This window comes from Alkalilimnicola ehrlichii (genome assembly GCF_003399765.1).
GTDB lineage: Bacteria > Pseudomonadota > Gammaproteobacteria > Nitrococcales > AK92 > AK92.
This window is the reverse complement of record NZ_NFZV01000009.1, coordinates 18681-40254: the sequence shown is the minus strand read 5'-3', so window position 1 is coordinate 40254 and position 21574 is coordinate 18681. Positions and strand designations below refer to the sequence as shown.

General features: G+C 56.9%; 21 protein-coding genes and 2 pseudogenes. 17 read left to right on the top strand and 6 right to left on the bottom strand.

Annotated elements, in window-relative coordinates:
• Nucleotides 1-576 precede the first annotated feature (576 nt).
• The 3 genes and pseudogenes from CAI21_RS10470 (at nucleotide 577) to acnB (ending at nucleotide 5625) form a co-directional block, all read left to right on the top strand.
• Nucleotides 577-1170, top strand: coding sequence for a GNAT family N-acetyltransferase (locus CAI21_RS10470; protein WP_116302236.1), 594 nt, complete (start codon nucleotides 577-579; stop codon nucleotides 1168-1170).
• A 430-nt stretch (nucleotides 1171-1600) separates the two neighbouring features.
• Entirely contained in the window at nucleotides 1601-2728 is a 1128-nt protein-coding gene (locus CAI21_RS10465; RefSeq protein ID WP_116302235.1) for a beta-ketoacyl-ACP synthase III, read from the top strand.
• A 300-nt stretch (nucleotides 2729-3028) separates the two neighbouring features.
• A pseudogene (gene acnB / locus CAI21_RS10460) lies at nucleotides 3029-5625 on the top strand (bifunctional aconitate hydratase 2/2-methylisocitrate dehydratase).
• 34 nt (nucleotides 5626-5659) lie between these two features.
• Here the strand turns inward: acnB and CAI21_RS10455 are convergent.
• The 3 genes from CAI21_RS10455 to CAI21_RS10445 all read right to left on the bottom strand — a co-directional run bounded on the left by CAI21_RS10455 (nucleotide 5660) and on the right by CAI21_RS10445 (nucleotide 7670).
• Nucleotides 5660-6388 carry a class I SAM-dependent methyltransferase gene (locus tag CAI21_RS10455; protein ID WP_147305091.1) on the bottom strand — a complete coding sequence of 243 codons (729 nt, stop codon included), beginning with the start codon at nucleotides 6386-6388 and terminating at the stop codon, nucleotides 5660-5662.
• A 57-nt stretch (nucleotides 6389-6445) separates the two neighbouring features.
• Nucleotides 6446-7018: a bactofilin family protein gene (locus CAI21_RS10450; protein ID WP_116302233.1), complete on the bottom strand. Its 573-nt coding sequence runs from the start codon at nucleotides 7016-7018 to the stop codon at nucleotides 6446-6448.
• A 208-nt stretch (nucleotides 7019-7226) separates the two neighbouring features.
• Nucleotides 7227-7670: an acyl-CoA thioesterase gene (locus CAI21_RS10445; RefSeq protein ID WP_116302232.1), complete on the bottom strand. Its 444-nt coding sequence runs from the start codon at nucleotides 7668-7670 to the stop codon at nucleotides 7227-7229.
• A gap of 89 nt (nucleotides 7671-7759) precedes the next feature.
• Between CAI21_RS10445 and CAI21_RS10440 the strand changes: the two genes are divergently transcribed.
• The gene (locus tag CAI21_RS10440; protein WP_116302231.1) at nucleotides 7760-8302 is read left to right on the top strand and encodes a CPBP family intramembrane glutamic endopeptidase; all 543 of its coding nucleotides are present in this window, start codon (nucleotides 7760-7762) and stop codon (nucleotides 8300-8302) included.
• Complete coding sequence (locus tag CAI21_RS25955; protein WP_404840870.1) at nucleotides 8293-8439, top strand: CPBP family glutamic-type intramembrane protease; 147 nt, start codon at nucleotides 8293-8295, stop codon at nucleotides 8437-8439. Before CAI21_RS10440 ends, CAI21_RS25955 begins: the two co-directional genes overlap by 10 nt.
• 417 nt (nucleotides 8440-8856) lie before the next feature.
• Here CAI21_RS25955 and CAI21_RS10425 read toward each other — a convergent pair whose 3' ends face one another.
• Nucleotides 8857-9213: an SPW repeat protein gene (locus CAI21_RS10425; protein ID WP_116302228.1), complete on the bottom strand. Its 357-nt coding sequence runs from the start codon at nucleotides 9211-9213 to the stop codon at nucleotides 8857-8859.
• A gap of 225 nt (nucleotides 9214-9438) precedes the next feature.
• Here CAI21_RS10425 and CAI21_RS22885 point away from each other — a divergent pair, with 225 nt between their 5' ends.
• The 4 genes from CAI21_RS22885 to soxZ all read left to right on the top strand — a co-directional run bounded on the left by CAI21_RS22885 (nucleotide 9439) and on the right by soxZ (nucleotide 13067).
• Entirely contained in the window at nucleotides 9439-9759 is a 321-nt protein-coding gene (locus CAI21_RS22885; protein WP_147305090.1) for a c-type cytochrome, read from the top strand.
• A 12-nt stretch (nucleotides 9760-9771) separates the two neighbouring features.
• On the top strand, nucleotides 9772-11094 hold the full coding sequence (locus tag CAI21_RS10420) for an NAD(P)/FAD-dependent oxidoreductase (protein ID WP_116302227.1): 1323 nt from the start codon (nucleotides 9772-9774) through the stop codon (nucleotides 11092-11094).
• Between the two features lie 102 nt (nucleotides 11095-11196).
• A complete protein-coding gene (locus CAI21_RS10415; protein WP_116302226.1) occupies nucleotides 11197-12249 on the top strand; it encodes a YeeE/YedE family protein in 1053 nt (350 codons plus the stop codon).
• Between the two features lie 5 nt (nucleotides 12250-12254).
• Nucleotides 12255-13067: a thiosulfate oxidation carrier complex protein SoxZ gene (soxZ, locus tag CAI21_RS10410; protein WP_116302225.1), complete on the top strand. Its 813-nt coding sequence runs from the start codon at nucleotides 12255-12257 to the stop codon at nucleotides 13065-13067.
• 55 nt (nucleotides 13068-13122) lie between these two features.
• Here soxZ and ectB read toward each other — a convergent pair whose 3' ends face one another.
• Entirely contained in the window at nucleotides 13123-14421 is a 1299-nt protein-coding gene (ectB, locus tag CAI21_RS10405) for a diaminobutyrate--2-oxoglutarate transaminase (protein WP_116302224.1), read from the bottom strand.
• 365 nt (nucleotides 14422-14786) lie between these two features.
• Between ectB and CAI21_RS10400 the strand changes: the two genes are divergently transcribed.
• The gene (locus CAI21_RS10400; protein WP_116302223.1) at nucleotides 14787-15071 is read left to right on the top strand and encodes a hypothetical protein; all 285 of its coding nucleotides are present in this window, start codon (nucleotides 14787-14789) and stop codon (nucleotides 15069-15071) included.
• 29 nt (nucleotides 15072-15100) lie between these two features.
• The gene (locus tag CAI21_RS10395) at nucleotides 15101-15400 is read left to right on the top strand and encodes a GNAT family N-acetyltransferase (RefSeq protein WP_258868082.1); all 300 of its coding nucleotides are present in this window, start codon (nucleotides 15101-15103) and stop codon (nucleotides 15398-15400) included.
• A gap of 77 nt (nucleotides 15401-15477) precedes the next feature.
• Here CAI21_RS10395 and CAI21_RS10390 read toward each other — a convergent pair whose 3' ends face one another.
• A complete protein-coding gene (locus tag CAI21_RS10390) occupies nucleotides 15478-15900 on the bottom strand; it encodes a DUF3617 domain-containing protein (RefSeq protein WP_181919370.1) in 423 nt (140 codons plus the stop codon).
• Between the two features lie 224 nt (nucleotides 15901-16124).
• On the opposite strand from CAI21_RS10390, the gene CAI21_RS10385 reads away from it, so the two are divergent.
• The 6 genes and pseudogenes from CAI21_RS10385 to CAI21_RS26250 form a co-directional block, all read left to right on the top strand.
• Nucleotides 16125-16835: a phosphoadenylyl-sulfate reductase gene (locus tag CAI21_RS10385; RefSeq protein ID WP_116302220.1), complete on the top strand. Its 711-nt coding sequence runs from the start codon at nucleotides 16125-16127 to the stop codon at nucleotides 16833-16835.
• Between the two features lie 128 nt (nucleotides 16836-16963).
• Entirely contained in the window at nucleotides 16964-17404 is a 441-nt protein-coding gene (locus CAI21_RS10380) for an NfeD family protein (protein ID WP_116302219.1), read from the top strand.
• Nucleotides 17405-17460: 56 nt separating this feature from the next.
• Complete coding sequence (locus tag CAI21_RS10375) at nucleotides 17461-18453, top strand: SPFH domain-containing protein (protein WP_116302218.1); 993 nt, start codon at nucleotides 17461-17463, stop codon at nucleotides 18451-18453.
• Between the two features lie 401 nt (nucleotides 18454-18854).
• Nucleotides 18855-20009 (top strand): cyclopropane fatty acyl phospholipid synthase, encoded by a 1155-nt coding sequence (cfa, locus tag CAI21_RS10370; protein ID WP_116302217.1) that lies wholly within the window; start codon nucleotides 18855-18857, stop codon nucleotides 20007-20009.
• Nucleotides 20010-20325: 316 nt separating this feature from the next.
• Nucleotides 20326-20892 carry an alkyl hydroperoxide reductase subunit C gene (ahpC, locus tag CAI21_RS10365; RefSeq protein ID WP_116302216.1) on the top strand — a complete coding sequence of 189 codons (567 nt, stop codon included), beginning with the start codon at nucleotides 20326-20328 and terminating at the stop codon, nucleotides 20890-20892.
• Between the two features lie 188 nt (nucleotides 20893-21080).
• A pseudogene (locus CAI21_RS26250) lies at nucleotides 21081-21500 on the top strand (thioredoxin family protein); the annotation flags it as partial.
• Nucleotides 21501-21574: the final 74 nt, after the last annotated feature.

Sequence of the window (21574 nt, the reverse complement as noted above, 5' to 3'; positions counted from 1 at the left end):
ATCGTCATTTTCAGGCCTGCCCCGGGCAGTCGGCTTCGAGTTGCCGCCCAACACAGCTGCGAACGACCGGCCACCGGTAAATCTATACAACTAGTATCTCCGATAAGCGATTCTACAGCTACTGACACAGCAGGCTACCGCTACACCGAACGACAACGCTGCACACAGCATTAGATTTTCTTAATCCATGGCATAGAATTTCGATGTTGCGGCGCGTCATGAGAATAGTAAACTAAACACTCTCCTCCTAGCATATTCGTATGCTTTTAGCGGCAATCGCCAAGATTGCCGCTTTTTTTTTTGCTGATCGCAAACCGCCGCACACACGCTCAACGTCCTTACCCTTCAAACTGTTAGCGAATCTTCAGGGCACAGCTCACAAAGGGACAGCAAATAGCGGCCGCTTATATTGCATTGCAGCATAAGCCGTGGCATATTAGACGCTAACGAGCCCTCCATAGCGTTCGCGCCGGCTCGCCGCCAGGCGAATCAGGCGAACAGACTCGAAAAAGCGCAAGATAAAGTGACGCTCTGGAGAAACTCACGCGAGCAGTACTCGCAACAAGGAGTATCTATATGAGCAACAATATGTCGCCTATTCTGCGCCAGCTATACTGGCCCGAAAAAGAAGCGCTCCGGGCCCATCTGTTGCGCTTGGGTCCGGAAGAACGGCGGGGGCGGTTCGCCTGGGCGGCGAACGACGCTTTCATTAACCGATATATCGACAACCTTGAGTGGACACTCAGCACTTACCGCGCAATCGGCGCTTTTGTCGACGGCGAACTGCGGGGTGTCGCCGAGTGTCGCATTTCTCGGAACGACTGGCGCTGGGATGCAGAACTTGCCTTTAGTGTAGAAAGCGCCTACCAGCGGCAAGGCATCGGCAGCGAGCTATTCCGACGCATGGTTGCCATGGCCCGCAATCGCGGCTTGAACAAGATCAGCATCATGACGGAATCGCACAACAAAGCGATGCATGCGTTGGCTCGCCGCAACGGGATGCGCCTCATCGCAGGGCCGGAAGTGGAAGGTCACATGGAACTCGAAGGCCCAACGCCGTTATCGGTAGCCGAGGAGATGATCGGCGAAAGCACGGCTTGGTGGTACACGGGGCTTTCCTTCCTCAGTCAGCAACTAAGCGATCCAAAAGAAGAGACTGCCGAGGCCTAACAAGCCTCGCTCACACCGATAAAGGGGCGCTTGACGCCCCTTTATCTTTAACCACCCAAGAAACCTTAAGACAAAGCGCAGGACCGAGAAAAGTATCAGTGTTTCCTCCCCTTCCTTTCGCTTAGAATGCGACATTAGCATCTCGCCACACTTCGATTTGCCGGTTCGTAAATTGCGCGTTCACAGCTAACCGGCTTGGCACGCAGCTATGCACACAAGCGTTTGCAGAAAATAAGGTTTTGAACTGGCAAATCGAAGTGCGGCGGGCCGTTGACGGAATGCAGGCAAAACCCTCCTGGGCCTTTTGCCGCTTACAGCCCTGCGGCATACGCCTATGGGGCGTATTGACAGTCATTCCTAAGCTTAGGCTACGCTGTGCCGATGAACATGACTATCATGTCAGTTAAACATTTCAGTCTCAGGAGCGAACGTGGGCAGGATTTATATTAGCGGAAGCGGCCTTTTCACCCCATCGGATGCGATATCCAACGAGGAATTGGTTGCATCGTTTAATGAGTATGCAGCTAAGTTCAACGCCGCGCATGCCGCCGACATCGAAGCAGGCCAGGTTGCGGAAGTCCCCGCTTCGTCGGAAGCCTTTATCGTCAAAGCATCCGGCATTAAAAGTCGGTACGTGCTCAATAAAGACGGCGTGCTCGACCCAGAACGGATGCGACCGCGCCTGCCCCGCCGGTCCGAAAACGAAGCGTCGATTCAGTGCGAAATGTCCGTCCTTGCCGCTCGCGAAGCCCTTGAGCGGGCGGGCAAACAAGCAGCCGATATCGACGCCGTCGTCGTTGCCTGTTCTAACCTGCAACGCGGCTACCCGGCCGTTGCGGTAGAAGTGCAGCAAGCGCTGGGCATCGACGGCTTTGCCTTCGATATGAACGTCGCCTGTTCTTCGGCCACCTTTGGTTTACAAGTCGCCGCGGATACGATCAGCCGAGGCAATGCTCGTGCCGTCTTGGTCATTAGCCCGGAGATTTGTTCAGGCCACCTAAACTTTTGCGACCGCGACAGCCACTTCATTTTCGGCGATGCCTGTACGGCCATGGTCGTCGAACAGGAAGATACGCTTAGCACCGATAGCGCTTACGAAATCCTCGGTACGCGGTTGAAAACGCAGTTTTCCAACAACATCCGCAATGACTTCGGCTTCCTTAATCGCGCCGAGGAGCCCCCGCGCCCACAGAAGGAAACCCTGTTCCGTCAGCAAGGGCGGAAGGTATTCAAGGAAGTGGTACCGATCGTCAACGAGCTGATTTTGTCTCATCTGGCCGACCTTGGCCTGGGGGCCGACGATATTCGTCGCTTGTGGCTACATCAGGCAAATATCAACATGAACCAGTTGATCGCGAAGCGGGTACTCGGCCACGCGCCGTCCGACGACGAAGCGCCGACCATCCTCGATCGTTACGCCAACACCAGCTCGGCCGGTTCCATTATCGCCTTTCACCAACATCACGAGGATCTAGCGGCCGGCGACGTCGGCGTTATCTGCTCGTTTGGAGCCGGCTATTCGGCCGGCAGCGTCGTCGTCCGCCGCTGGCGTCGTTAACGCGCCACGCGATGGTGGGTGCGGCAAGTCTGCCGCGCCCACCATCGCTTTATAGAGAGACTACTTTCAGGCTCACCAGTTGTCGTTTTTGCCAAACTAACGACACTTCGCACTACCAGATCTTCACGTGAAAGCCGTCTCAAGGTATCATACGCGCGCCGTGAGACCGGATGCCGCGGTGCCCGTGACAACCGTCGCTTGCGTTGGACACATCAAAAACTTGCCTTCCTCGCGAAGTTTTCGGGCGCTCGTGGCGCGGATTCTCTTTCCCTGAATAACACTGCCAGGAAGGACACCGCTGTGCTTGAAGCCTATCGTGCCCACGTCGCCGAGCGCGAAGCTCTCGGCATTCCGCCGCTGCCGCTTTCCGCCGAGCAGACCGCCGAACTGGTCGAACTGCTGCAAAACCCGCCGAAAGGCGAAGAGGCGTTTCTGGTCGACCTGATCAGTTACCGTGTTCCGGCGGCGTCGACGACGCCGCCAAGGTGAAGGCCGCCTATCTCGCCTCGTTAGCCAAAGGCAACGAAACCAGCCCGCTGATTTCCCGCGCCGAGGCCACCCGCCTGCTTGGCACCATGCTGGGCGGTTTCAACATCGAGCCGATGATCCAGTTACTCGACGACGCCGAAGTCGGCGAGATTGCCGCCGAAGGTCTGAAAAAGACCTTGCTGGTGTTCGATTACTTCCACGACGTCAAAGAACTGGCCGATAAAGGCAACGCCAACGCGAAAGCCGTTCTCCAATCCTGGGCCGACGCCGAATGGTTCACCTCGCGTCCGGCAGTCCCTGAGTCGATCACCGCGACCGTCTTCAAGGTTAGCGGCGAAACCAACACCGACGATCTGTCCCCCGCGCCGGATGCCTGGTCGCGTCCGGACATTCCGCTGCATGCATTGGCCATGCTGAAAAACCCGCGTCCGGGCATCGAACCGGAAGAAGCGGGCGTACGCGGCCCTATCGGACTGATCCAAAAGTTGAAAGAGAAGGGCCACCCGGTCGCCTATGTCGGCGACGTGGTCGGCACCGGCTCCAGTCGTAAATCCGCCACCAACTCCGTGCTGTGGTGGACCGGCGACGACATCCCGTTCGTCCCCAACAAGCGCACCGCCGGCATCTGCCTGGGCGGCAAGATTGCGCCGATTTTCTACAACACCATGGAAGACTCCGGCGCGTTGCCGATCGAAGTCGACGTCTCCGAAATGGAGACCGGCGACGTCATCGAGCTACGCCCGTACGAAGGTAAGGTGCTGAAGAACGGCGAGCAGATCGCCGAATTCGAGCTCAAGTCCGACGTAATTCTGGATGAAGTGCGTGCTGGCGGCCGTATTCCGCTGATCATCGGCCGCGGTCTAACCACCAAGGCCCGCGAAGCACTGGGGCTACCCGCCACCGATATCTTCCGCCTACCGAAGAACCCGGAAGATTCCGGCAAAGGTTTCACCCTGGCGCAGAAGATGGTCGGCCGCGCCTGCGGCTTACCGGAAGGCCAGGGCATCCGCCCGGGCACCTACTGCGAACCGAAGATGACCACCGTCGGCTCGCAAGACACCACCGGCCCAATGACTCGGGACGAGCTGAAAGACTTAGCCTGCCTCGGCTTCACCGCCGACTTGGTCATGCAGTCATTCTGCCACACCTCGGCCTATCCGAAGCCGGTCGACGTCAAAACGCACCGTGAGCTGCCGAGCTTCATCTCCACCCGTGGCGGCGTTTCCCTGCGCCCGGGCGACGGCGTGATTCACTCCTGGTTAAACCGCCTGCTGCTGCCCGACACCGTCGGTACCGGCGGCGACTCGCACACCCGCTTCCCGCTGGGTATTTCCTTCCCGGCCGGTTCCGGTCTGGTCGCCTTCGCTGCCGCCACCGGCGTTATGCCGTTGGATATGCCAGAGTCGGTGCTGGTACGCTTCAAAGGCGAGATGCAACCGGGCGTCACCCTGCGCGACCTGGTCAACGCTATTCCTTACTACGCGATCCAGCAAGGTCTGCTGACGGTTGAGAAGAAAGGCAAGAAGAACGTCTTCTCCGGCCGCATTCTCGAAATCGAAGGCCTGCCGGACCTCAAAGTGGAGCAAGCCTTCGAGCTTTCCGACGCCTCCGCCGAGCGTTCCGCGGCCGGCTGCACCGTGCACCTGAACGAAGAGCCGATCATCGAGTACATGCGCTCGAACATCACGCTGATGAAGTGGATGATCGCCAACGGCTATCAGGATGCTCGTACGCTGCGGCGCCGTATTGAAGCGATGGAAGAGTGGATCGCCAACCCGCAGCTACTCAAGCCGGACGCCGATGCCGACTACCACACGGTGATCGAAATCGACTTAGCCGACATCAAAGAGCCACTGGTTGCTTGCCCGAACGACCCGGACGACGTCAAGACACTGTCCGACGTCGCCGGCGAGAAGATCGACGAAGTCTTCATCGGCAGCTGCATGACCAACATCGGCCACTTCCGTGCCGCCGGTAAGGTTCTTGACGGCAAGAGCGATATTCCGACTCGTCTGTGGATCGCCCCGCCGACCAAGATGGATCAGAAGATTCTCACCGAAGAAGGCTACTACGGCATTCTCGGCCGCACCGGCGCGCGCATGGAATCGCCGGGCTGCTCGCTATGCATGGGCAACCAAGCGCAGATGCGTCGCGGTGCCACTGCGATTTCCACCTCCACCCGTAACTTCCCCAACCGTTTGGGCTTAGAGACCAACGTCTACCTCGGCTCCGCCGAGCTGGCCGCGGCTGCCGCCCTTCTTGGCAAACTGCCGACGGTTGAGGAATACATGGAAATCGTTAACGTTGTTAACGACAACGGCGAAGAGATCTACCGTTACATGAACTTCGACCAGATTCCGGAGTTCGTCGCGGAAGCCGAGAAAGCCGACGAGGCCGTTCCGGCCTAACGACTACTGAGCTCGGTGATAAAAAGCCCCGCTTCTAGCGGGGCTTTTTTGTTTGTTGCTTTATGGCGAGCAGGGCTATCCGATAACGACAACCCCAAAACTCACCCCCCGAACGGTACAAAGCAGGAATCTCCCGCGGCCCGGCAGCATCCGGAGTCACCCTCAGTAAGTACTCCTGCATGCCATTGCGAAGCATCACCGAACGGTCGACAACCAAATTACCGCAGTACTTTTCCAGATCCCACGGCGTATATCGAGGTGCCGCGCGCGTAGCTGCGCTTTCCCCCGCTTCTCCAAACAGCGTTTCCGCCCCCATAGCCGCATAACGCCCAGGACGGTCGGGAATCGTATTGTCTCGAGTTTGAACTAAGGCGTGAACCAACCCGTCGGGACGTACAATTTCGCTAAATAGACGACCTAAGGCCGCAAGCGCCGGCTGACTGAGGTAATTCAGCAAATCCCAGCAAAATACCGCATCGACCGGCTCGTCTAAACCATCAGGCAGCAAGGCTTTGAGTCGTTGTGCTGTAAGCACCTCCGGACCTTCGCTCCCAAGGCGCAGAAGTTCTTCAGCGGCATCCGCAACGGCTAAGCAACAACGAAACCCGCGCAAATAAGCCAGCGTCCCCGCCGTCGCCGATCCCAGCTCGAGAAACACCCGCCGCTGATCGCACCCCATTCTGGCAGCCAATTCACCGAATAGCGGCGCTCGGAACTGCCCCGCTAACCCCTGACTGTCTGACTTTTCTGTCGTCGCTTGCATAGCTTTAACAGCGCCTAGCGGCCAGGGCTAGAGAGCCCGTGGCCGAATCGAGCACCGTCATTTTGCCGCGGCAACATCGGTTTTGGCCTTTTCTTCAGGCTTTTGCGGAGCTTTGTCCGCAACTTCCGGGCGTTTGACAGGGGGCGCACCGGCGGCGGCAGAGCTCGCGGGCAATCCGAACGCTTTACGAACCTCCTGCTCGTCCATTTCAATCATGCCTTTAAAGCGACCGCCGTCCTCTAAGCTAACCCGCGGGGAGAAAATGTTGCCGCGAACATCGCCGCTACGCTTGATCGCAACGCGCTCCGCTCCGTAGAGATCGCCCTCGACCTTACCTTCTACAATGATCGTATGCGCATAAGCATCGGCAAAAACTTTACCTTCGCTACCAACCGTCAGGCTGTTTTCGGCCAGGTGAATCGTACCGTGCACCTGCCCCTGGATGACGAGATCCTCTTCGCCACGCAAGTCGCCATTAATCTGGATGGACGGACCGATAACCGCCGCATCCCTGACACGGGCGCTACTTTGCGGAGCAGACTGCACCGGTGTTGGCGCAACCATCGGCTCGTCGTCCTTCTCCGTAGCCAAACCACCGTCCCGGCTTCCACGCATCACTCTGTCGAACATCCTCGACTCTCCTTAAATTAATTATTCTTTTGGGTATGAGCAAAGAGCCCTCTACGAACCGCTCGTGCCAAAAGACATCGTACAGCCTACCGCTACTGCACCTTCGAAGGCGCCCTCACGGATAAGGAAATTACTTTAACTACAAGAGTAACTTAATACACGAAAGCCATGTCAAACTGACAGCCAGTTCGCAGAATGGAAGGACAGACTAAACTGGGGCCGATTCCGGCCGATAAGCGTCGACGAACACCTGCGGTAGACGTCGAGCACGCCCGCTTTCCATATCGACACACACCCAATGAGTCGATCCGGTAAGAACCGTTTTACCATCGCGAGGCCGAATAATTTGATAATCGCGGAAAACCGATAACCGGCCATCGTTGCCGCTGATCCAGGTTCCGACCAAAAGTTCGTCGCCGGCAAACGTCGGCAACAGATACTCCAGCTCATGCTTACGCGCTACCAATCCGAATCCAAGCTCGCGATATTCGGCAATGGATAATCCCAAGTCCTTCGAGTGCCCCCAGGCAACTTGTTCCAACCAGCCGAGGTACACCACATTATTAGTGTGGCCGAATTCGTCGATATCCGCCTCGGTCACCGTAACCGGTAAGATATAGGGCGGCGGTAATTTCCAATTGAGAGCGCTCATTAAGGCACCTTTATTCACTAACCTTAGTTCGCCCAGCGGGCGCGGCCCATCATAGCTGGCTCAGAAAACGCTGAACAGGAACAGTCTTCATGAACCGAGCGCAGGCGTTCATCGATATTTTACTGGCTTTAGCTTTAACCATATTAGCTGGGGTTGTTGCAGGCATTGTCGCACAAGCGACCATGGGCAGTATCCCGTTCATGCTGATTCTCGCCCTACAAGGCGTCATCATTTTAGTAGGAATCGACATTTTGTTGCGCTTGCGCGGCGAAGGGTGGGCCGACCTTCGGCTGCGCACACCGTCGTCGCAACACTTGCTGGAAGGCCTACAGGCGCTGGCGATTGCTTTCGCGGTTAACTTTGTGCTTAACCTACTCGCCCACATCCTAGCGCCCTCGTTGATAGAGGGACACCAGGAACGTCTCACCGGCGTCGCCGATATCCTCGGCGACGGCCTACCCCTGGCCGGCATCCTGCTGGTGATGTTGTTTATCGGCTTCTACGAAGAGGTGCTTGCGCGAGGTTTTCTCCTCCGACGCTGCGAAATATTGCTCGGCGGAGTCTGGGGCCCGGTGATTATTTCATCGATTCTGTTTGGGCTGGGCCATATGTACCAGGGACTGTGGGGGTGATTCAAACGGCAGTCATCGGTGTGGTGTTCGCGCGGCTAGTGCTACGCTGGGGAAGTTTGTGGCCAGTTATCATCGCACATGCCCTATTGAATAGTTTCTCGCTCATTATGTTTAGAGTTTTGGCAGGGCTCGAGTAGGTTTGTATCGTGCCTCAACACTCGAAGCCTTCTCCGCGCATGTGAGACAGCTATTACCATACGATACACTGAGGTCTTTTGCGGTCTTATGTGATTAAATACCGCCTGCTATGGAATTTCAGCGCCGGAGCACTGCACACATGGGGGAACGTAAGCATGTATTGCGCGTAGAATCGATTCGGGGCGCAACAATCCGCTTACTCACAGCCGACAACCGGCCGGTTGACGTGCCGGCTAAAACACTGCGCGGCGACATTTGCCCAGGAGATCTTGTTTATCTTAGCGCCGAAGGCCTTTCCTTCGCCGTAACCCCCGCCCCTGCGGGAGCCCGCGCCGCGACATTCGGCGAAATGATGGGCCGAGGCTGATCTTGCGCTGTGGCCGTGGAAGGGACGAATAAAACGTTTTAGTGCCGACTTAGCGCTCGAACACCTTACCCATCCGTGCCTTTTGCACGATCGCGAACAAGGAAATAGCCGCGACGATCAGACCGAGAATCGTGTGCACCCAGGCGGCGACAGGCACCTCCAGGTACCCTAAGACCCAAGGCGCAAGTATTAGCCAGATTCCGAGCAGAAGATTGAGCCAATCCTGCCAACGGCCGCCAAGTACGATAGCGGCCCCCGAAAACAACACCAACAGCAAACCCGTCAGCAGCGAATTAAGACCCGGTGCGCCCGTCACACCGTCAGGCATCGGCAGAATAAACGCCGCCAGCACTAACCATAGCCCCAGTATCAATACGATACGGTCAAACCATACCAGGCTCCCCATCGTCCGCTCCGCTTCGATCGTTACTTACCTTTGGCTATCGGGCCGTTTGCGCGTTGCTTCAAGCCATGAGTCTCAAGCCGCAGGCAGCCAACACAAGCATGGATTGACGTAATCCGCGTACAGGTTCTTTGCGTAATCGCCCAAGTAGTCGTAGTCTTACGGCCTACTAATTTTTTATTGAGAACACACCCCTCCAAATTGCAAAAGAACAACGAGACTCGCGCTATGGATCGACATCTATCACTCGCTCTGACGCTCGGCGGCCTATTGCTATGGGGAACGGTCGCCACTGCGGACACCGATGAAATCTCGACACGACAAACCTCCCTGTTAGCGGCCTCCTGCGCTACCTGCCATGGAACGCAAGGAAGAATGTCGGGCGCAGTGCCGCCGCTAGCCGGTCGCTCTTACGATGTGTTGCGGCAACAACTGCTGGCATTTCAAAGCGGCGAAGCCTCCCATGCAACCGTGATGGATCGCGTGGTGGCTAACTACAGCGAAGCCGAGCTTGAAGCCATCGCCCGCTACTTTGCCGCTATCGAATAAGAGGGGAGACTCATGAAACAAGGCAACATAACGCGGCGTGAGCTGTTAAAGTTCTTGGGCGCGGCCGGTGCCGTTTCGGCCGCCGGCAGCCTCGGTATAGCCGGCTGTTCGCGCAACGGCGCGCCGGCAGGTCGGGTCATCGTTATCGGCGGCGGTTTCGGCGGTGCCACCGCGGCTAAATACATTAAACTTTTCAACCCGGACATCCAGGTAGCCCTGATCGAGCCGGCAGAGCGCTTCTATACCTGCCCTTTCAGCAACCTGTACCTAGGCGGGCTGCGCGATATGCAGCTCATCGGTCACGGTTACGAAGAACTGAAACAGCGCTATCAGGTGGAAGTTATTCACACCCTGGCGGAAGACGTGGACGGTAGCGCGAAAACGGTTCGACTAGCCGATGGGCGGGTACTTGGCTACGACAAACTGGTTTTGTCCCCGGGCATTGATATTCGCTGGGATGCACTGGAAGGTTACGACCAAGCAGCTGCCGAAATAGCGCCTCACGCCTGGAAAGCCGGACCGCAGACGAAATTGCTTCGCGACCGGCTAGAGGCTATGGAAGACGGCGGGACGTTCATCCTATCCGCTCCCGCCAACCCCTTCCGCTGCCCGCCAGGGCCCTATGAGCGCGTGAGCTTGATCGCTCATTATTTCAAGCAACACAAACCGAAATCGAAGATCCTTCTGCTTGACGCCAAAGATGCCTTTTCCAAACAAGGCCTTTTTATGGAAGGTTGGAAGGCGGTCTACGGCGACATGATCGAATGGGTCGGACTGTCCGACGACGGCCGTGTGGTGCGCGTGGATGCCCAAGCGGGGGAAGTCGAAACCGAGTTCGGTACGCTTCACAAAGCTGACGCGATGAATATCGTTCCCCCGCAGAAGGCCGGCTTTATCGCCGTCCGCGCCGGGGTTATCGATACGACGGGATGGGCACCGGTCAAACCGCAGACTTTCGAGTCGAAAATGGTGTCGGACATCTATGTCGTCGGCGATGCCAGTGTCGCTGCCCCTATGCCGAAGTCCGGCTTCTGCGCCAATAATCAAGCCAAAGTGGTAGCTGCCGCCATCGTCGCCGACCTGGATGGGCGGGAGCCGCTGGAAGCGCGCTGGACCAACACCTGCTACAGCTTAATCAGCCCCGACTACGGAATTTCCGTTGCCGGTGTTTACGGTGTAGAAGATGGACATATCGTGGAGACGGCAGGCGGTCTAAGCCCGCTTGGCGCGCCGGCGGACTTCCGGCAACGTGAAGCGCGCTACGCCGTCAATTGGTACAACGCCATTTGTCAGGACACCTGGGGCACATCCGACCTTCCCTTGGCCCTAGGCTAAACAATAGGCAAACGATGCGGCCGGGCGAACCTTGGCCCGGCCGCATCGTTTGGCCAAAACAGCCAAAGCTTCGTTCGACGTTTCCTAATACAAGGTAGGATCATGAGTAACACCGTTCTGGTCGCCTGGTCCGGGCTGGTTATCGGCCTGATCTTTGGCGCGGTCGGACAGCGCACCGGCTTTTGCTTAACCAGCGGCATACGACGCTATGCGCAGGAGCGCGACGGTCGTATGTTGCGTGCCTTTGCGCTAGCCTGCGCCATCGCTCTCATCGGCTCCCAAATTTTAGCCGCATACGGCTACTTCAACCTCAACCGCTCGCTCTATATTCAGCCTGGCCTGCCTTGGCTGGCTTACCTAGGCGGCGGTTTACTATTCGGCTACGGAATGATGCTGGCCAATGGCTGTGGCGCCAGGGCCTTAGTTTTGCTCGGCAGCGGCAATCTGCGCTCCTTAGTCGTGCTGCTGATGCTCGGTATTGCCGGCCAAATGACGCTCACCGGCTTGCTGGCGCCGCTACGCCTGTCGATCACCGAAGCAACGACCTTAGCGCTTCCTTTCGCGGACGCAAGCCTTAGCGGCGTACTTAGTCATTGGGGGGTGAGCCCTACGCTCGCACTTACGCTAGCCGTTGCTGCGGTTGCCGTTCCGCTATTATTGTTTGCTCTTGCCGATCCGCTGTTTCGACGTTCACCCCGGCATATCCTGGGTGGTTTTACCATCGGACTTCTGGTCCCGGCCGGGTGGTTTGCCACCGGTTATCTCGGCGCCGACGACTTCGACCCGGTAAGCCTCGCCTCGTTAACCTTTATCGCCCCGGCCAGTAACAGTATTCAATATGTCATGCTCTCGACAGGCACGGCTTTAAGTTTCGGCGTAACGGTGGTGGCTGGTATAGTAGCTGGATCGCTTGCGACCGCGTTATTGACGGGCAGCGCCCAACTGCAAGGCTTCCCTACTCCGCAACGAATGGTGCGATATATTATCGGAGGCCTGTTCATGGGCGTAGGTGGCGCCGCAGCGCTAGGCTGCTCGATCGGCCAAGGCTTAACGGGGCTGTCCACCCTAGCGCTCGGCTCCTTTATTGCTGTCGCGGGCATATTAGTCGGCGCCTGGCTTGGCGTACGCGGCCCACTACGGTTATCGACGGTTTGATAGGTATGACGACAACCATTGTAACTCGCTTCCTGAGGCGGACAGTTGCCGGCCTAAGTATAGCCGCCGCGCTTACACTGCTTGGCTCGGCGACAGCATACGCCGCCCCTGTGTGGGAACGCTTTGAGCCGGTAAAAGCCTTACTCGACGGCGCGACGCCGCGCACCAACGGGATCGGGTTGGATATTCCCCTAGTTTCCGAGGACGGGAGCTCCGTCCCGCTGACAGTCACGGCTGACAGCCGGATGCGGGATGACGACTACATCGAAGAAATTCATCTATTCGCCACCCGCAACCCGAACCCCGAAATCGCCAGCTTCCGGCTCACCCCGCATACGGGGCTGGCTCGGATCGCGACGCGAATCCGACTCAACGAAACTCAAGAAGTCATCGCCGTCGCCCGCACGAACAGCGGCGAGTATCTCGTCAGCAGCCGCGAGGCACGTGTTACCGTAAACGGCTGTTTAACGCGTGCGGACACTTACGATGCCGACAACATCATGAACGCCCGCTACCGCGTACCCAACGAGCTCGCGCGGGGCGAAATCGGCGAAGTACTCACCATGATCAACCATCCGATGGAAACCGGCTTACGCGAGGGCGCCGACGGCGAAATCATTCCCCGCCGGCTAATAAATCGCTTCACCGCAACGTTAGACGACCGCACCGTACTGGAAGCGCGCTTTAACACCTCGATTTCCGCCAACCCCTATTTGCGCTTCCATGTGCGTCCCGAGGAAGCGGGAACCCTGACCCTAGCATGGGAAGACGAAACCGGCGCGGCGACTCAAGAGAAAGCACCGTTACAGGTACGCTGAACACCGGCCTCTTACATAAAGTGTAAGACCTGCGTTTTGGCAGGACGCGTCGCAATCAATCGAAAATGGCTCTCACCGGCATGCTGTCGCCGCCGTGCACGGCGACAGCTTCCGCTAGCGCCTGATCGACAATCGCCAAACCTTTGCTAAGATCCGCCTCGTCGATGGTGAGCGGCGGCATGAGCTTTAAAACCTCGCCTTCGGGGCCCGACGTTTCGACAATCAATTGATGTTGAAAAGCCCGCTTCGATACGGTGCCGGCCATATCGGCGTTAGCAAACGCGATGCCTTGCATCATCCCACGGCCGCGAACATCCGCTTTCAGCTCGGGATACCGTCGCGCTAACCCCTGTAAATGATCGTTAATAAGACGCCCTTTGCGGTCAACCTCCTGGCTTAATTGGTCGTCGCACCAGAAAAGCTGCAATGCCTTGGTGGCCGTTACAAAGGCGAGGTTGTGCCCCCGAAACGTCCCATTATGTTCGCCGGGCTCCCAGATATCGTACTCCGGCTTCACAAGCGTTAACGCAAGCGGAAGGCCGTAGCCGCTGATCGATTTCGACAAGCAGATGATGTCGGGGTTAATCCCCGCATCTTCGAAGCTAAAGAATTTGCCCGTACGACCGCAGCCCATTTGAATGTCGTCGAGAATAAGCAGCATGTCGTGTTGCCGGCATAAGGCCTCCAACCGACGCAACCAATCGAAATCCGCCACATTAATCCCGCCTTCGGCCTGCACGGTCTCGACAATTGCGGCGGCCGGCAAGTCCACTCCGGACCCTTGATCCGCCAACAAGCGGTCGATGTATTCGATCGTGTCGAAATCGTCGCCGAAGTAATGACAAAACGGCATCGAATCGCTGTGGGTTAGCGGCAACCCCGCACCGCTACGCTTGAAGGCATTCCCAGTCACCGATAGCGAGCCCAACGTCATCCCATGGAACGCATTGGTAAAGGACATGATCTTCTCTCGCCCTTTGACCTTACGTGCCAACTTTAAGGCCGCCTCTACGCTGTTGGTACCCGTCGGCCCCGGAAATTGAACCTTATGAGGCAACCCGCGCGGCTCGAGAATGCGCGCTTTGAACTCACGCAAAAACATCTCCTTCGCCCGCGAAGCCATATCGAGGCTATGGGTGATGCGCCCGGCGGCTATGTAATCCAGCAACGGCTGCCGCAACTCCGGATGGTTGTGGCCGTAATTCAGCACACTGGCACCGGAGAAAAAATCCAGGTAAGGCGTCTCGTCCACCGCATACAGGTAAACACCTTCCGCCCGATCGAAAACAACCGGAAAGTTGCGTACATAGCCGCGAACTTCCGACTCGATCTGTTCGAATACTTCAAGGCTCATACGGCCCTCCTCGTCGCACCGCGCCTGCATACTTCTGTATTTCGGGTGCACGGCGACGGGTACAAGCGTTATTGGTTTGTCGCAAAGTAGCGACGAGCACCGAATAGAAGATGATAAGTCGTTGTATTACGGGACTACCCGTCTGTGGCGAGACAACGACAGACCGCGCCAATGCCCGACAGGGCAGCCTTCATCTAGCGACACAAGCACCTTCGAGCACTCCTCTCAAGGTTCACGGAAGAACGCTAAACCATTGATCTAACAATCATCTACAACCGATAAGCGCGTCGCCGGCGGCTCACCTGCTGGCATTCTTTTTGCAACGCAACATTGCAATTGAGTACAGCGGACTATGAGGTTTTGCCATGGATCTTTTGAACGACAACGCGTACCGCGTATTGATTAGGCAACTGGAACCCAGGGAGCGAGAAACCTTACGCCGACACCTTAAGCGCTTATCGGCCGATGACCGACGCGGGCGCTTCAGCGCTACCGCGGGCGATGCGTTTATCGACAGATACGTTGACCGGATTCAATGGAAGCCGGCCTGTTATCACACCATAGGTGCATTCATCGATGGCGAACTGCGCGCTGTCGCCGAGTGTTGCCTCGATAGCAACGCCCCCCGCTCAGCGCAGAGCTGGCACTGAGCGTCGAGCATGCGTTCCAACGCCAAGGCTTGGGTAGCGAACTCTTCGGGCGGATGATTTGCTATCTGGAAGCGCTAGGGGTTAATCGTATCGGCATTACTACGGAGCCCTGCAACGTCGCTATGGCAGCCGTCGCACGCAAGCATGGTATGCGACTCGACCGCCTGCTGCGCGGGGTCGAAGGCCGCCTTGAGCTACCGCCCAAGCGCTCCGCGAGCGCTTTACGCTCGCCTCTTTGCCGACAGGCTAGCGCCAAACCGTTAGCGACAAACCTCAACGGTTTCTTCCGCAACGCCACCAGTGCAACCCGCGCGCCACGACGTTACTAAGGCTGGCCCCCGTTCTAAAGGGGGCGATCATTACCGGGCACGGTATGCGGCCCACCATCCGCTAGCGCATGGACTGCTTATGGACAAGCACCCACACGCTGTCCGACTAGCGCGGTCGACATCTGCATCGGCCCGATGGGGGTGTCCATTTCCGATTCGATGGTGCCTTCCATTGTCTCGCCGTGGAAACGCATCGCCACGCTCATGTGAACATCGACACCGGCCTCGCTGCAGACCATAAAGCCGTCCATCCGGTCGCGACTCACCGCCAGATCGCCGACTTGGCAACCTTCCACATCGGTCATGAAGATCCGCTCCCCTTGCAGATCTTCCTCCGTAACGCACACGCTATCGGTAAAAACCTGGTCGGGGAAGGTTTCGTCGCCTTGTATACGGGTCGTGTTTTCGAATTCCCATTGACCAGGAACGACATTCACCTGATCGGCACCAGCCACTAGCGGCGTGAGCAACGCCAACAAGACAAACTTACGTAAAGCCACAACTAGCTCCTTGTTAATTAAGTGTGTTGACGGCCCTTTCCATCCACGAGCAGGGTCGGCAAACAAATACAGGTTCAGCAACAGTGTCGTTCAAAGCGCTTGCTCGGCGGGCACAAGCGCTCCCTTATGCCGATCAGGCATAACCATAAAAGCAGGTATTCCTTTTATACCTCAACACACACGGTATCATCAGGGTACATCATTGATTGAAGATGCAGGTAACCATGACCGAAGCCCAGACGCTAACTCAAACGACCGGCAACAACGCAGGCTTATCCTCGGAGGCCATTGCCGAGCTGAATGCCGCGTATGCGCCGCTGGACTTCGAGGCGCGCATTCGCCGGCTGTACGAAGACTTCGCGCCTGATAAAGTCATGGTAACCTCCTCTTTCGCCGCCACCTCGGCATACTTTCTCCACATTATTTCCCGGATTCGTCCGCAACAGACGGTCTTTTTCATCAATACCGGCTTTCACTTTAAGGAAACGCTGGAGTATCGGGACTACCTCACCGAGCTATACGGCCTCAAAGTCGAAGACATTAACCCCGACCCGCACCATCTTCGCTATAGCCAGGAAGAGCGCCTGTACAAAAAAGACCCGGATCTGTGCTGCTCGGTCAATAAAGTCCAACCGCTCGAAGAGGTCAAGGACAATTATCACGTGTGGGTTTCAAGCCTGATGCGCTGGCAAACCGAACACCGGGCGGGGCTGGAGATCTTCGAAGAACGGCGAGGCATCATCAAGTTCAACCCGATGATCGACGTCACGCAAGAAGAACGCGATGCGTATATCCGCGAGCACCAACTACCCTTCCACCCGCTCGTATCCCAAGGCTACGGCTCCATCGGCTGCCTGCATTGCACCGTAAAGGGCGACGAACGTAGCGGGCGCTGGCAAGGCAAAGCAAAAACCGAGTGCGGTTTGCACCTGTAAAATGCACGCCACCGAATACAAAACCTTATTCAGGGTCACGCAAATCCTATAGAATAGTCCGATATTCAAAACAACTGACTTAGCCCCCTACAACAGGGAGCTAAGTCCTGGTTACGGACTCCGTTAGCATGACCCTTATTTTCTATATTTGGCTTGTCCTGGCTATCCTCGGCGTTGCAAGCGAGGTATTTCTCGGTGTCGTAGGCTGGGGGCTAGTACTTGCCTTAGGCGCCACTGTCGGCGCCATTTTGTCCGCTACCGGCGCCAGCATCACCGTCCAATTGCTTGTCGTCGCAACGCTTACCCTGATTACCGCGCCGTTTATCATCCGTGGCATGCGCCGATTCAATAAAGGCCGTAACGAATCCGCCTTACTCAGCGAGGGGGCTTTTCACGGCGAAACGTTTGAAGTCATCCGTGCCGGCGAACGTCTTGGCGTGAAGATTCAAGGCGACTTCTTTCCAGCGCGCACTGTCGATTCCACCTTACAAGAAGGCCAGCGCGTCCGCCTTGTCGGCATGTCGGGCATTACTGCCAATGTCGAAGTCGTCGACCAAGAAACCGCCTGAACAACAGGCCACCTCCCACGCGTTACGGTTTACCGCTAAACAACAATGAGGCTCTAATGGAACTGCTGATTTTTGCCGCGATCCTGATCGTTTTTGTCGCCTTTATTCTCATTCAAGGCATCCTCATCGTTCGCCAGTCCGAAACGATGGTGATCGAGCGCTGGGGTCGGTATCACCGCACTCTTTCCCCCGGCATCAACCTGATCATTCCGTTCATGGATCAGGCGCGGCCAATCATGATGCTCAGCTACCGCGGTAGCCAACCGTTTATCTCCAACGAAAAGCGGATCGACTTGCGCGAAGCGGTCCTGGACTTTCCCCAGCAACCGGTTGTCACTGCCGACAACGTCTCGATCGGCGTGAACGGCGTACTCTACTTCCAGATCATCGATCCTAAAAGGGCTGTGTACGAGACGGAGAACCTGGTCCTCTCGGTGCAGACGCTGGCACAAACTACGCTGCGCTCCGTACTAGGTAAAATGGAACTCGACGAAATGCTCTCCAACCGGGAGAAGATCAACGCCGAACTCCAAGGCATCATGGACGAAGCCGGCGATAAATGGGGCGTTAAGGTCAACCGCGTCGAAGTGAAGGATATCGACATTCCGTCGGAAATCCAGTCGTCGATGAATCAACAAATGTCGGCCGAGCGCGATCGCCGAGCTGCGATTGCCCGTGCCGAAGGCGAGAAACGTTCGGAAATTCTTAAAGCCGAAGGCGATCGGGACGCGGCGATCGCCCGCGCTCAAGGTGAGCAGCAAGCTGCCATTCTCGCCGCCGAAGGCCAAAAGCAGGCAGCTATTCTGCATGCCGAAGGTGAGGCTCGGGCTATTGAGAATATCACCTCAAGCCTCGGGGCTAACGCCAAACCGCAGGACGCCGTGCGGTTCTTAATTTCGATGAACTATATCGAAACCTTGCCGAACATCGCCAAAAACGGCGAACGCGTGTTTCTCCCGATCGAATCCGCCGCGTTGGTGGGCTCGGTTGGCGGCATCAAGGAATTGCTCAACCCGAGCGTCGTTGCTGCCGGCACTCAGCAAAACTAACCGCCGCCCTGACTGGGGCGCCAGCGGGCGCCCCAGCATGCCATGCGGCATAGCTTTACCCTCTCGCCTACAGCCACTTTCAGCCCCTGTTTATCGCCCTCGCCTATCGTTGTCATCGAAGCGGCCTATTTCCCAACGACGGAAACACGCGCTATTGTTTCCTTAAGAAGATGAGCACTTTCCCATGCACAATGGCTGCCTTCTCCGTTTTTGCTCCGGGAAAACAGGGAGAAAGCGCCTCCCGCCTCTTCGCGTCAAATGCAACTACCCAAGATGGCGCAGGAGAAGCACGAAGAGACCCGGGAAGTCGTTTAACGCTCCATAGCAAGGCGTCATTGGGTGTTTTCCGTAGATGTCACTACATACCTAAACAAGTGGCAGCAGCTCAGCGGGAGGCAACAATGGAAACAAATACCTTCGACCACGGCCACCGAGCCGACAAGCCTTCACCCACATGGACGTTCAGTAAACACTTACTGGAAGCGGCCGATATCAAGCTTAACGGCGACCGCCCCTGGGATATTCAAGTGCATCGCGAGCGCGCTCTGGAACGCGCCCTTGCCTATGGCAATCTTGGCTTTGGCGAAGCTTACATGGACGGCGATTGGGACGCCGAAGCGCTAGACCAACTATTTGCCCGTCTACTCCGTGCCGGCATCGCCGATCGAATCAACCCCATTCGTTTAGGCTGGCATGTTTTACGCGCACGTTGGCTAAACCTACAAAACCAACGGCGAGCCTGGGAGGTTGGCGAGCGGCATTACGATATCGGCAACGACTTCTACGCCTCTATGCTCGACGAGCGCATGACCTACACCTGCGGTTACTGGCGCCAAGCCACTACGTTGGACGCAGCGCAAACGGCGAAACTGGATCTCATCTGCCGTAAACTCGATCTCCAGCCCGGAATGCGCGTGCTCGATATCGGCTGCGGTTGGGGGAGCTTTATTCAGTACGCTGCCGAACACTACGGCGTTCATTGTGTCGGGATTACCGTGTCGAACGAGCAAGCTAACTTAGCTCGGCAGCGCTGCCAAGCGTTGCCGGTAGAGATACGGGTACAGGACTATCGCGACTTAAACGAACACTTCGACCATATCGTCAGCATCGGGATGTTCGAGCATGTCGGGCGCAAAAATCATCGCACTTATCTCGATATCGCTAGCCGTTGCCTTCGCTCGGAAGGATTCTTCCTGCTCCACACGATCGGCAAGAACCTTACTCGCTCGGCACCCGATCCGTGGCTGGACCGACACATTTTTCCTAATGGCGACCTACCCTCCCTCGCCCAAATTACCCAAGCCGCCGAAGGCCGCTTCGTCATAGAAGACGTACATAATTTCGGTAGCGACTACGACAAGACACTCATGGCATGGCATGCTAATTTCGAGACCGCTTGGCCGCGTTTCCAGCACCGCTACGGCGAGCGTTTCCGGCGTATGTGGCGCTATTATCTACTTTGCTGCGCCGGCGCTTTTCGCGCACGCCGGGTTCAACTTTGGCAAATCGTTTTATCGAAGCAAGGAAAGCTTGGCGGCTATCGGCGGGTGAGCTGAAGCGGCCATCCGCTGACGACTATACCGGCTATCGATCGTGCCGCAGAATATCTAAACCCATCTCATAACGGCCGATCCGGGCTCCATTTACCAGTACAACGCCCGTGTGCACGCACATAGGCGCCTAGAATGGGCCTCTTGCCTCCCTCTAGCCCGACGAGATCTTTCCGCTTCTGCAAACTAACAGCATTTTTTCACCTTCTAAGATAGATGCAGGCTATCGCCGACCTACAAACATTCAATTGGACCAATGCGTAGCGAATCCATAGGATAGGCTCCGAAGTCAATCTTCAAACCAACGAAAGGGAGACAACAAATGAGCACGCTGATTAACACGACCATCAAGCCGTTCAAATCCACCGCTTTCCACAACGGCGAGTTCGTTGAGGTCACCGATGCCGACGTAAAAGGCAAATGGGCAGTCTTCTGCTTCTATCCGGCCGACTTTACTTTCGTTTGCCCGACCGAGCTGGGCGACCTGGCCGATCACTACGAACAGCTGCAGAAGCTGGGCGTTGAAGTGTACTCCGTATCCACCGACAAGCACTTCACCCACAAAGCTTGGCACGACACTTCCGAAACCATCGGCAAGATCAAGTTTCCGATGCTGGGCGACCCGACGGGCGAAATCAGCCGCAACTTCGGCGTTCTGGTCGAGGAAGAAGGCGTTGCCCTGCGCGGCACCTTCCTGGTTAACCCGGAAGGCGAAATCAAAGTTGCCGAGATCCACGATCTGGGCATCGGCCGTTCCGCTAAAGACCTGGTTCGCAAGGTTCAGGCTGCTCAGTACGTTGCTACCCACGATGGCGAAGTCTGCCCCGCCAGCTGGCAGCCGGGCGAAGAGACCCTGACCCCGTCGCTGGACCTGGTCGGCAAGATCTAAACCGGCCTTGGCGATATGCCTCGGGAGCGCCGGCTCCCGAGGCCTCCAAAAGTTTTGTGTAACATCTGCAGGGGGGCGATACCGTGTTGGACGCAAACCTCAAATCTCAGCTCAAGAGTTATATCGACAAACTCGCCAAACCCATCGAAATCGTGGCGTCCACCGACGACGGCGATAAGTCCCGCGAGATGTTGGCACTGTTGAAGGATATCGCCGACCTCTCGGACAACATCGCGTTGCGGGAAGATGGCGATGCTAATATGCGGAAACCTTCGTTTTCGCTCACCAACCCCGGGCAAGACGTTGGCGTACGTTTCGCCGGCATCCCGATGGGTCACGAATTCAACTCTTTCGTCCTCGCACTGTTGCAGGTCGGCGGCCATCCGCCGAAACTGTCGGACGAACAGATCGAACAGATTCGCGGTCTCGAAGGCGAGTACCGCTTCGAAACCTATATTTCGCTAAGCTGCCAGAACTGCCCGGAAGTCGTTCAGGCGCTTAATACGATGGCTGTAATCAACCCCAACATCAGCCATGAAATGATCGACGGCGGCCTCTTTCAGGAAGAGGTCAACGAAAAGCAGATCATGGGCGTACCCGCTGCCTACTTAAACGGCGAGAGCTTCGGCCAGGGTCGTATGACCATTACCGACATCCTACGCAAGCTCGATAGCGGCGCCGA

Excerpts from the sequence above, each read along its gene's own strand:
- CAI21_RS10440 (WP_116302231.1), top strand. The coding sequence starts at position 7,760 with ATGAACCGAGCGCAGGCGTTCATCGATATTTTACTGGCTTTAGCTTTA.
- CAI21_RS10375 (WP_116302218.1), top strand. The coding sequence starts at position 17,461 with ATGGAACTGCTGATTTTTGCCGCGATCCTGATCGTTTTTGTCGCCTTT.
- CAI21_RS10470 (WP_116302236.1), top strand. The coding sequence starts at position 577 with ATGAGCAACAATATGTCGCCTATTCTGCGCCAGCTATACTGGCCCGAA.
- ectB (WP_116302224.1), bottom strand. The coding sequence starts at position 14,421 with ATGAGCCTTGAAGTATTCGAACAGATCGAGTCGGAAGTTCGCGGCTAT.
- CAI21_RS22885 (WP_147305090.1), top strand. The coding sequence starts at position 9,439 with ATGGATCGACATCTATCACTCGCTCTGACGCTCGGCGGCCTATTGCTA.
- CAI21_RS10425 (WP_116302228.1), bottom strand. The coding sequence starts at position 9,213 with ATGGGGAGCCTGGTATGGTTTGACCGTATCGTATTGATACTGGGGCTA.
- CAI21_RS10385 (WP_116302220.1), top strand. The coding sequence starts at position 16,125 with ATGACCGAAGCCCAGACGCTAACTCAAACGACCGGCAACAACGCAGGC.
- CAI21_RS10380 (WP_116302219.1), top strand. The coding sequence starts at position 16,964 with ATGACCCTTATTTTCTATATTTGGCTTGTCCTGGCTATCCTCGGCGTT.
- CAI21_RS10415 (WP_116302226.1), top strand. The coding sequence starts at position 11,197 with ATGAGTAACACCGTTCTGGTCGCCTGGTCCGGGCTGGTTATCGGCCTG.
- CAI21_RS10455 (WP_147305091.1), bottom strand. The coding sequence starts at position 6,388 with ATGCAAGCGACGACAGAAAAGTCAGACAGTCAGGGGTTAGCGGGGCAG.
- CAI21_RS10400 (WP_116302223.1), top strand. The coding sequence starts at position 14,787 with ATGGATCTTTTGAACGACAACGCGTACCGCGTATTGATTAGGCAACTG.
- soxZ (WP_116302225.1), top strand. The coding sequence starts at position 12,255 with ATGACGACAACCATTGTAACTCGCTTCCTGAGGCGGACAGTTGCCGGC.
- CAI21_RS10450 (WP_116302233.1), bottom strand. The coding sequence starts at position 7,018 with ATGTTCGACAGAGTGATGCGTGGAAGCCGGGACGGTGGTTTGGCTACG.
- ahpC (WP_116302216.1), top strand. The coding sequence starts at position 20,326 with ATGAGCACGCTGATTAACACGACCATCAAGCCGTTCAAATCCACCGCT.
- cfa (WP_116302217.1), top strand. The coding sequence starts at position 18,855 with ATGGAAACAAATACCTTCGACCACGGCCACCGAGCCGACAAGCCTTCA.
- CAI21_RS10420 (WP_116302227.1), top strand. The coding sequence starts at position 9,772 with ATGAAACAAGGCAACATAACGCGGCGTGAGCTGTTAAAGTTCTTGGGC.
- CAI21_RS10445 (WP_116302232.1), bottom strand. The coding sequence starts at position 7,670 with ATGAGCGCTCTCAATTGGAAATTACCGCCGCCCTATATCTTACCGGTT.